The sequence below is a fragment of the Vicinamibacteria bacterium genome, assembly GCA_035620555.1.
Lineage (GTDB): Bacteria > Acidobacteriota > Vicinamibacteria > Marinacidobacterales > SMYC01 > DASPGQ01.
Genome location: DASPGQ010000196.1, coordinates 1 through 9645 on the forward strand (window position 1 = coordinate 1; position 9645 = coordinate 9645).

Annotated in this window: 11 protein-coding genes; 4 read left to right on the forward strand and 7 right to left on the reverse strand. The window is 63.7% G+C overall.

Going from position 1 to position 9645, the window contains the following annotated elements:
- Nucleotides 1–678, reverse strand: a 678-nt coding sequence (locus VEK15_07925; GenBank protein ID HXV60605.1) for a VCBS repeat-containing protein, incomplete at its 3' end; no start/stop codon positions are given.
- Between the two features lie 245 nt (nt 679–923).
- On the opposite strand from VEK15_07925, the gene rpiB reads away from it, so the two are divergent.
- A complete protein-coding gene (gene rpiB, locus VEK15_07930; protein HXV60606.1) occupies nt 924–1547 on the forward strand; it encodes a ribose 5-phosphate isomerase B in 624 nt (207 codons plus the stop codon).
- Between the two features lie 169 nt (nt 1548–1716).
- Nucleotides 1717–2436, forward strand: coding sequence for a deoxyribose-phosphate aldolase (gene deoC / locus VEK15_07935; GenBank protein ID HXV60607.1), 720 nt, complete (start codon nt 1717–1719; stop codon nt 2434–2436).
- Here the strand turns inward: deoC and VEK15_07940 are convergent.
- The 3 genes from VEK15_07940 to yqeC all read right to left on the reverse strand — a co-directional run bounded on the left by VEK15_07940 (nt 2433) and on the right by yqeC (nt 4699).
- Nucleotides 2433–3266 carry an XdhC/CoxI family protein gene (locus tag VEK15_07940; protein ID HXV60608.1) on the reverse strand — a complete coding sequence of 278 codons (834 nt, stop codon included), beginning with the start codon at nt 3264–3266 and terminating at the stop codon, nt 2433–2435. The two genes, deoC and VEK15_07940, sit on opposite strands and share 4 nt — an antisense overlap.
- Nucleotides 3267–3380: 114 nt before the next feature.
- Nucleotides 3381–3965, reverse strand: coding sequence for a nucleotidyltransferase family protein (locus VEK15_07945; protein HXV60609.1), 585 nt, complete (start codon nt 3963–3965; stop codon nt 3381–3383).
- Entirely contained in the window at nt 3962–4699 is a 738-nt protein-coding gene (gene yqeC / locus VEK15_07950) for a selenium cofactor biosynthesis protein YqeC (protein ID HXV60610.1), read from the reverse strand. The genes VEK15_07945 and yqeC overlap by 4 nt, the downstream gene beginning before the upstream one ends.
- A gap of 215 nt (nt 4700–4914) precedes the next feature.
- Here yqeC and VEK15_07955 point away from each other — a divergent pair, with 215 nt between their 5' ends.
- Nucleotides 4915–5640 carry a protein-L-isoaspartate(D-aspartate) O-methyltransferase gene (locus VEK15_07955; protein HXV60611.1) on the forward strand — a complete coding sequence of 242 codons (726 nt, stop codon included), beginning with the start codon at nt 4915–4917 and terminating at the stop codon, nt 5638–5640.
- Nucleotides 5641–5729: 89 nt separating this feature from the next.
- Complete coding sequence (locus VEK15_07960) at nt 5730–6233, forward strand: hypothetical protein (protein ID HXV60612.1); 504 nt, start codon at nt 5730–5732, stop codon at nt 6231–6233.
- On the opposite strand, the gene VEK15_07965 is transcribed toward VEK15_07960, so the two are convergent.
- The 3 genes from VEK15_07965 to VEK15_07975 all read right to left on the reverse strand — a co-directional run.
- A complete protein-coding gene (locus VEK15_07965) occupies nt 6214–7623 on the reverse strand; it encodes a sodium/solute symporter (GenBank protein HXV60613.1) in 1410 nt (469 codons plus the stop codon). The two genes, VEK15_07960 and VEK15_07965, sit on opposite strands and share 20 nt — an antisense overlap.
- Before the next feature lie 70 nt (nt 7624–7693).
- On the reverse strand, nt 7694–8416 hold the full coding sequence (locus VEK15_07970; GenBank protein ID HXV60614.1) for a HEAT repeat domain-containing protein: 723 nt from the start codon (nt 8414–8416) through the stop codon (nt 7694–7696).
- On the reverse strand, nt 8413–9645 hold a 1233-nt coding region (locus VEK15_07975; GenBank protein HXV60615.1), incomplete at its 5' end, for a CocE/NonD family hydrolase. The genes VEK15_07975 and VEK15_07970, both read right to left, overlap by 4 nt.

Sequence of the window (9645 nt, forward strand, 5' to 3'; positions counted from 1 at the left end):
GGCCGACCGGGTCACGTCTTCGAACGTTCCATCACCCTTGCCGTGAAACAGGATGCCCGGGACCGGGTTGTAGACGTCGGGGTGGCAGTAAGCCTGGATCTTTCTCGCTTGATTGCCGCAGAACTTGTGGTTGTCGAGGGCAAAGTCCACGTAGCGAGCGACGTAGAGATCGAGAAAGCCATCCCCGTCGTAGTCGGCAAACGCCGCACTGGTGCTGAACCCCCCGGCCTCCAGACCGGCCCGTTCGGTGGCGTCCGCGAAAGTGCCGTCGCCATTGTTCCGATAGAACACGTTGGTTCCGAAGTTCGTCACGTAGAGATCCAGGTCGCCGTCGTTGTCGACGTCGCCCGCCGTCATCCCCATCCCGTAGCTCGTGTCACCGACCCCCGCTTCCGCCGTCACTTCGGTGAACGCTCCCCCGCCATCGTTTCGGTACAGCGCGTTACCCGGTGGCGCGGGCAAAGGCTGCGATCCGGGAAGCTGGGCGCCGTTCACCAGGTACAGGTCGAGATCGCCGTCGTCGTCGTAATCGAAGAACCCCCCTCCGGAGCCCATCGTCTCGACCAGATACTTTGCTTCGGTCTTCCCGTTTTCGTGGGTGAAGTAGAGACCCGCCGCATCGGTTCCGTCCACGAAGCGTACCGAGACTGCGAGAAAGAGCGCCAGCATCGAATGCATCTTAACCTCTATGCTGCCGATGTGGCCTCGCGCCACGTTCGGACGGGATCCCGCCACGGCACTGAGCAGACTTGCAGGCTGATGAAAAAATACAGTCCAGCCTGCGCGAGCGGAGCGAGCCCGGCGCGCCTGCCGCGCCGTAAACAGCCCGAGCCGTGGCGGCTCGATCGATCACGGGTCCCGCCACGGCACTGAGCAGACTAGAGGGCTTGCATGAAAAAGCACCGACACTATAGATTGTCGATGTGGCCCGGCGCAGGATCCTCACCGGAGATGACGTGCGCGCGCTGCCCGAGGGGAGCCTGCTCGATGTAACCTCGGACACGATCCTCACCGACGTCGCGCGCGAGTGGGTCGAGCGACGCAAGATCCGCCTCGTCGAGACGAAGGCCGATCGGCCGGCGATCGAGCCGGTTCGACTCGCGCTCGGTTCCGACCACGCGGGTTTCGAGCTCAAGGAGACCTTGAAAGGCTACTTGCTCGAGGTCGGAGCGCAATTCCAGGACTACGGAACCCACTCGAACGAGCCCGTCGATTATCCTGATTTCGCCCATGCGGTCGCGCTCGCCGTCGCCGTCGGCCATGCCCGACAGGGCATCGTCGTCGACGGGGCGGGGATGGGCTCGGCGATCGTCGCTAACAAAGTTCCGGGAGTCCGAGCGGCGGCCTGCTACGACGAGGCGGGAGCCCGGAACGCCCGCGAGCACAACGACGTGAACGTGCTCACCCTCGGTTCGCGCAACACGCCGCTCGAGAACGTGCGAAAGATCGTCGCGGCGTTTCTCACCGCCGAGCACAGCGAGCCGCGCCACCGCGCCCGGGTAGCGAAGATCGTCGCGGTCGAGAGCAAGTACTCTCGTCCCGCCTGAGTCGACGATGGATCTCGATCGCCTGACCGACGCCATCACCGACGCGGTGATGGCCCGGCTCGACCGCCCCGAGCAACGTCTGCTGCCCTGCCGCTGCCATCGTCTCACCGGTGGCTATTGTCCCGACGAGATGCGGCCTCTGATCGAGCGGGGCGCCGAGCGGCTCGGCCTGAACGCCTCCGCCCCGCACGCCGACCTCGCCGCGCTCATCGATCACACGCTCTTGAAGCCCGACGCGACCGAGGAGCAGATCGAACAACTCTGCGCCGAGGCCATCGACCACGGTTTCGTAACCGTGTGTATCCAGCCGACCTGGGTGCGGCTGGCCGCTCGGGTTCTGCAAGGCACGAAGGTCGGAGTCTGCACCGTTGCCGGGTTTCCTCTCGGCGCGAACACCGCCGACGTCAAGGCTTACGAGACCCGAAGAGCGACGTTCGACGGGGCTTCTGAAGTCGACATGGTGATCAACATCGGAGCCTTGAAGTCCCGGGACTACCGGACCGTAGAAGAAGATATCCGCGGCGTGACGCGCTCTTGCCGCGAGGCGGGTGCGACGAGCAAGGTCATCATCGAAGCGGCGTTGCTGACCCGGGAGGAGAAGATCAAAGCCTGCGCTATAGCCGCGGCCGCTGGAGCCGACTTCGTCAAGACGTCGACCGGTTTCGGCCCCGGGGGTGCCACGGTCGAAGACGTGGCCCTGATGCGGGAAGTCGTCGGGCCCAAGCTCGGGGTGAAAGCCGCTGGAGGCGTGCGCGACTTGAAGACCGCTCAACGGATGGTCGAGGCGGGTGCCACCCGTATCGGCGCGAGCGCCGGCGTGCGCATCCTGCGCGAGTCGCGGGACGAGGAACCTTTGAAGGCGACCGCTGGTCCGCCGGAAAAGTACTAGACTCTGCCGAAGAACTCCTGGCGCTCGGTGAACTTCATCGATTTTCCCGTACGCTGGTACCGAACCGCGATGAGCTCGGAGACGATCGAGACCGCGATCTCTCCCGGGGTCGATCCACCGAGGTCGAGGCCCATCGGGGAGTGGACGCGATCGAGGCGCTCCCGCGACACCCCGTCACGTTCGAGCCGGTGGAAGATCTTCTCGATCTTGGAAACGCTTCCTATGAGACCGATGTAGGCCGTGTCCTCCTCGATGAATGCTCTGAGGGCTTCCTCGTCTTCCTTGTGGCCGCGGGTAACGATCACGACGTAGGCGTTGTCACCGTACGGAAACTCCCTGGCGAGCTGGGGAATGGGTCCCGCTTTCACGATGTCGGCCTCGGGAAATCGTTCCTCGTTCGCGTATTTCATGCGGTCGTCGAGCACGACCACCTCGAACCCGGCTATCTTGGCGATTTGGGCCACGGGCATGGCAACGTGGCCCGCGCCAATCACGTAGAGGCGGGGTGGTGGGAGAACCGGCTCGATGAACACCTTCATGCTGCCTCCACAGATCAGACCGTTCTCGTCCTCATCGGCGTTGAAATCATAGCTGCCGATCTCGCATCGTCGCGTCTCGATCGCCCGTTGGGCACGCCTCAGGATCTCGCTCTCGACGCAGCCGCCGCCAACCGTTCCCTTGAGGCGACCGTCGCGGCCGACCACCATCTTGGCGCCGGCTTTCTGGGGAGTCGACCCGCGCGTCTCCAGGATGGTGACCAGGGCGACCGCCTCACCTCTCTGGATGGCCTGCTCGAGCTCGAAGAATACGGACTTGGGTCGGTGGCTCAATGCTTTCGTTCTCGCGCCAGTATCCCGTCTGCGCCCTTCGGGCTTCGTCGCGGTTTCGACGAAGCCTTGGCGAAGTCGAACGCTCCGCTCGCGCAGGGTGGGCTGTGTTTGTCATCACCCCGCTAGAGACTTCAACGCCTTAGCATAGTCCTGGGGCGTATCGATGTCGAGACACACTCCCGGGTCGTCCACTGGAACCGCTACGCTTCGGTCGCGATACATTGCCAGCAATGACTTGGCGCCCCTGTCGCCGCGGAGCGCGCGAAGCTCGTCGAAGAGCTCCCGCCCCCACAGCACGGGATGGCCCTGCTCACCGCGATAGGTTGGGTAGACAATCGGCGAACCGGTTTCGTCGGCGACCTCGAGCAGCTTTCTCACCGTCGCGGAACGGATGAGAGGAAGATCGGCGAGCGCGATGGCGGCGATGGCCCATTGTTCTCCCAAAACGCCAAGGCCCGCCCGGATCGAGCTCGCAATTCCTTCACCGGCCTCGGGGTTGAGTACGATCTCGAGCCGCGGGTCTTCGTCGAGCAAGGGGTTCGTGCCCGGAGCGACGACGACCCGAACGCGCTCGAACGGACAAGCGAGCAAGACCGCGACGCTCGCTCCGAGGATCGATGACCCCTCGAGGGGCAGCTCGAGTTTGGGTCGGCGCATGCGAGTGGACGCACCAGCCGCAAGCAGGATGCCGAGCTTCATCGGTGAGCTTTCACGCGATAGAAACACTGATGGGGTTTCAGCGCCTCGCCAAAGAGGACTTCGGCCGCCCCGCGATCGACCAACATTCTTGCCAGGGTCTCCGACGCCTGGAGGCGATCCTCCGATGCTTTGTTGAGGAGAACAACGGGACGCGCGCGTCGCGGAAGCCTCGGGAGATACCCGTCGATGATGCAGTCGGCGATGATCGTCTCGGAGACGCGGTCCCCGCGGGCGGCTCCCGTCAGCCGCAGCACGTGGTCGAGCCGGTGAACGTGCTCCTCGTCCAAAGTCGAGCCGAGCACGTCCATTCCCGCGAGAACGACGGCGATCGTGGTCTCGTCGGGCACGACTGGCTCGTGAGCGGCGGGTGTCTTGAGCGATCGACTCCTCGCTCCGTCCGCCTCGATGAGAATCGTGTCGGCGAGAGACCTCAGCGGGTCGACCGTCACGACGTCGATTCCCTCGAGCTTGTCGTCACGCTGCCTGCGCTCCACCAAAGTGGCGGCTCCGTAACGGGCGATACGGGTCTTCAGCGTCGTGAGCCAGTTGTCTTCCTCCTCCGCGACCACGAGCGGTGGCGCGGTCGTCGCCCTGGGCGGCATCTGCATATGCGTCGTTGAGGTCACCACGACGGACAGCCCGCGTTTTCTCAGCTCGATGGCAAGCGCGTACACGAGTGTGGTCTTTCCTCCGGCGCCCACCACACTCACGATGTCTCCTCGCCCGACCGACATCGAGTCCAGCAGGCCGAAGCCCGAATCGATCCGACAACCCGGCCCGGTCAAAGGCCTTCCCTCTGGCCGATGAGGAAATGGCCTCGAGGACAAGCCGCGGAGCTCATCGGATCGACATTCACGAGAACAATTCCTGGGACCCGTTTCATTTCGTATCTCGTTCTGAAATCACCGCCAAACTGCCCCCGAGCTCGATCCAGAGTACTATAAGGCTCGTGACTTCAGGAGTCCCTCTCCATCACCTGGTTCGACCGGTCGGCGCATTCTTGATGATGTTCCTGGCTGGCCGATGCTCGGCCCAGGACGATTACGACGCGGCGCGCCGAACCATGATCGAGCAACACCTGAAGGGACGCGACATCACGGATTCGGCCGTGCTCGAGGCCATGGCCGCCGTGCCACGCCACCTCTTCGTTCCCGCGGCTCTGAGGCTCAGTGCTTACGTCGATCATGCCCTCCCCATCGGGGGAGGCCAGACGATCTCGCAACCCTATATCGTCGCGCTCATGACCCAGCTAGCCGAAGTCGATACCGAAGACGTCGTGCTCGAGATCGGAACCGGCTCTGGATATCAGGCCGCAATCCTCTCGAAGCTCGCTCGCGAGGTTTATAGCATCGAGATCCGACCCGAGCTCGCCGCCTCGGCGCGGCAGCGGCTCTCCGAGCTGGGCTACGGCAACGTGACCGTCAAAACCGGAGACGGCTACATCGGCTGGGAGGAGAAGGGACCGTTCGACGCGATACTCGTGACCGCCGCGCCGCCCGAAGTGCCCCCTCCGCTCGTGGAGCAGCTCCGGCCGGGCGGAGTCATGGTGATTCCAGTGGGAGAGCAGTCGACCGTTCAGAAGCTTCTGCGCATCCGCAAGGCGAGAGATGAATCCACGACGACGGATGAAATCATCCCCGTCGTCTTCGTTCCCCTCGTACGGGAGAAGGGATGACGCTCGTCGAAAGTTCTCGCGGTGCGCCGGCAAGATTGCCAGTTGGCCTGCCGAATTGCTACGTTTAGGGCTCTCGTTCGACATCAACCATGAGACGGTCCTTCATCACGGCATCTCTCGCCGGACTGGTGCTCGTCGCCTGCGGCGATAGCCCGACGAGGCCCGGAGGTTCCCCTCCCCCGAATCCCCCTCCCTCCTCGCTTTATCGGGTCTCTACGCTCCTTACCGTTTACCGCAGCGCCGGTGAGCTCGCGCAATGGACCCGCGGAGACGATGGGGACGATCGGATCGGCCGCATCCTGCTCGGGGTGGAAGATCTCGCAGAGGGCACCACGATCCTGAACAACGAAGGCGGGCGTTTCGAGCTGCAGGCGAGCATCGACAGAATCGACGACCAATTCACCGACACCGACTACCGATCCGCCTTCGACGAAACGAGAGAGAACCTCATGCGCTTCTTCAACGATGCGGATAACGACGGTTGGGCCATCGACGGCCGTCATGGAGCTGGCCGCGACTGGCCTCATGACGAGGACGGGAACGATCCCGACGGCTGGACGGCGCAGATGATCGTCATCGTAACGCGGCGCTGACCGTATTCCCGACCGCAAACGTCACCGCGGCACCGATCGCCACATTCCAGGTCCAGGCCACCGGTGTCCAGTGATTCATGAGAAAAGGGGTGACGAGCCCGATGCCCATTCCAATGAGCACCCCGAGGCTGCGCAGGTTGCGATTGGCAATCGCCATGAGAAAGGCCCCGACCGTGGGTCCCGACGCGAACGACAAGGCGGCGAGACCCGCCTCCAGCGCCGAGGGCGCCCGCTGCGCGTAAAGGGCTACCAGAGTTTGAGCCACACCCCAGAAGACGGTGAAGATGCGCCCCAGCCGGATCTGCTTCCGCTCCGAAGCATCGGAATCGACGTAAGGCAGGTAGAAGTCCTTTAGAGTCGTGGAAGCGAGGCTATTGAGAGACGGTGAAAGGGCCGCGGCCACGACCGCGGCGAGAATGAAGCCGAGCACCGGTCCCGGCAACGACTCGGCAATGAAGTGGGGAAGCACCTCGTCGCCCCGGGGAAAGGCCCTTCCGGAGTAGTGCTCGAACAAGAGCGTTCCGATCAAGAGGAACAGCACGAACTGGGCAAGCACCACGAAACCCGACACGACGAGACCAACGGAGGCGGCTCTCGCGCTCCGAGCGACCAGGAGGCGCTGCACGAGATAGTGGTCCGTCCCATGGGTGGCGAGAGTCAGAAACGCGCCGCCGACGAATCCCGACAACAGGGTATAGGTTGTTCCCGGATCGAGGGACATCACCAGCACTCGAAGCTTCCCCGACTCGCGAGCGGAACCGAGCGCCGATCGAATGCCCGGCTCGCCGAGACCGGAAGCGACGGCGTCCAGAATTACGAAGGCACCGAAAACGTAGACGATCATCTGCACGACGTCCGTCCACACCGTCGCTTTGACTCCCCCCTCCTCGGTGTAGAGGATCATCGCCGCCGCGAGCAGCAGGACGCAGTAGGTCTCCGGGACCCCGATCGCGATGGCGACGACGAGCGCGGCTGCGTGGAGGCGGATGCCATCGGCGAGGGTCCGATACACCAGGAAAACGCTCGCCGCCACGCTCCTCACCGAGCTGCCAAACTTCTGATGGAGCAGCTCGTAGGAGGTGAAGACCCTCCCTTCGAAGTAAGCGGGAATGAGAAACCCGGCGATCAGCAGCCGGCCCGCGATGTACCCGAACGCGAGCTGAAGAAAGCTCCAGTCGCCCGTGTAGGCGAAGCCGGGAACGCTCGTGAAGGTCAGCACGCTCGTCTCGGTGGCCACGATGCACGCGGCGACTGCCCACCACGGGACGCTTCTCTCGGCGAGAAAGTAATCGCTCACCGATTTGCGTTTGCGGCCGAGCCAGGAGCCGAACGTCGTGATGACGGCGAGATAGAGAATGATGACGAGAACAGTGGAATAGGGAACGCTCACCGGGCGCGAATACCATCACTGGAGGGGACATGCAATCGCCTGGTCCGGGTGCAAGAAGGGGGATAGGGCGTTAACGGGTCACTCGGCCTTTGGAGTTGACGCGGAACGGTTCGGGCAACGCGGCCTCTACCTTCTTGCGATAGCCCTTCACGTCCCAGGCGAGCTTCTCGAACGCCTCTCCGATCCGGATCTTGACCCGAACCGAGTCCTCCCGAGGGTCGACGAGCGCCTCGAGCAACGGTTCGCGGGACAGCTCGTCGCCGTAGGCCTGCAGGCACTCTATTGCGGCATAGCGGACGGTATCGTCCGGACTCTTCAGGCAGGGAAGGATTCGCTCGACCGCCGAGGGCTCGCCCAGATTCTCCAGTGCCTTGAGGATCTGGGTCGCTTTCTCACCCCGGATGCGTACGGGATCACCGTCTTTCAGCACCTCGAAGAGGAATGGAACGAGCGCGTCGTTCGACACGAGCCGGGCCAGAGCGTCGATGGCCCACGTCACCTTGTCGTGGCCGCGGATATAGCGCTTCAAGGGCTCCACCGCTTCGTCGCCGAAAGCGACCAGCAGGTCCTGGATCGCCTTTTTTTCTTCCTGGTCGATCCCGAGGTTCTCCGAGGTCGCCGAGAAACGACGCGCCAGGCCGTAGATTGCCTCGGGAGTTCCGATGGCCCGAAGCTTTTCCGCCGCTTCCATGCGCATATCGTGCTGCGCGTATCGCTCGAGAAGCTTCTTCGTGTTTCGCTCGATGCGGAACTTCAACCGTCCTTCGGTCGTGAGAAAGTCCTTGAGATTCATGATCCCGAAGTCAAATCCCATTCGCCAGGAGGACCTCCGAGCGCGCGGTCGTAGAAATCGATCACCCGGCCCCAGAAGATCCCCTCGGGCGGGTAATTATCGAAGCCGTGCTCGCCCCCGGGAAGCACCCAGAGCTCACTCGGAAGGCCCGCTCGGTTGCGGGCCTCGTGCATCTGCTGCGAGTGCGTCACCGGAACCTGGCGATCGGCGTCACCGTGGACGAAGAGAACCGGGGCCAGGACCTCGGTGACGACGTCGAGGGGGCGCACGTTCCAGAGGTCGATGCCGGCCCGAAGACGCACCGCTACGAACAAAGGGTATCTCAACGCCGGGTGAGTCCCTCGCGATCGAAGCATATGTCCCGCCGCGTCCCAGAGGTCTCCATACGGAGCGTCCACGACGAGTGCCGGTAACTCCTCGTCGCCCGCCGCGGCATAGATGGACGCGGCTGCGCCGTTCGAGGTGCCGAACAGGACGACTTTCTTCGGGTCGATTCGTTCACGCGACCGAGCCCACTCGAGGATGCTCCGAACATCGAGGCGCTCGTTCACCGTGTACGTGATGTACTCGCCTCCGCTATTTCCGCGACCGCTGAGATCCATCGAGATCAGGCCGTAACCCCGACGGTACCAGTGCTTCGCGCCGTTTTCCAGCGCTTGAAAACGCGAGGCGTTGGCCCCATGAACGAACACACCCAGACGTCCGTCGCTTCGCTCGGGCGGAGGAACGAGCCAGCCGCGCAGGTGATATCCGCTCCTCGATTCGATCTCGATCTCCTCGTAAGGGAGCCCCAGATCACCGGGGTGCCTCACGAAAGCCCTGAGCTTCAGCGAGAGCTCTCTCGGAGGCTCGGCGTCTCGCACCACCGTGAGCGAGACGACGTCCCCCGCCCCGTGGTTCCTCACGAGAAACTGCATCAGCTCGTTCGACGAGCGAAAAGTCGAACCCTCGACCGAGGTGATGACGTCGCCGGGCCGGAGGCCGATCTCGAGAGCCATTTCCCAGGGCCGGGCAATGACCATCCCCGGGGGTTCCTCGGACGGTCTCGTGATTCCGAGAAACGCGTAGCCGGGGACGGGCCCATCCAGAGGGAGGTTGTCGCCTGAGAAATCCTGGCCGGCCACCCTCCTCTGCCCGGTGAGGTAAGCGAGCGCCAGGCGGTCGACGGTGCGAGCGGCGAAAATGGCGCCAGCTAAGAGCGCGGCACCCAGGACCGCGAGGAGCCATTT

What these genes read in the sequence shown, in the direction of transcription:
- VEK15_07945 (HXV60609.1), bottom strand. Translation starts at nt 3,965, where the DNA reads ATGAAGCTCGGCATCCTGCTTGCGGCTGGTGCGTCCACTCGCATGCGC.
- yqeC (HXV60610.1), bottom strand. Translation starts at nt 4,699, where the DNA reads ATGTCGGTCGGGCGAGGAGACATCGTGAGTGTGGTGGGCGCCGGAGGA.
- VEK15_07960 (HXV60612.1), top strand. Translation starts at nt 5,730, where the DNA reads ATGAGACGGTCCTTCATCACGGCATCTCTCGCCGGACTGGTGCTCGTC.
- VEK15_07970 (HXV60614.1), bottom strand. Translation starts at nt 8,416, where the DNA reads ATGAATCTCAAGGACTTTCTCACGACCGAAGGACGGTTGAAGTTCCGC.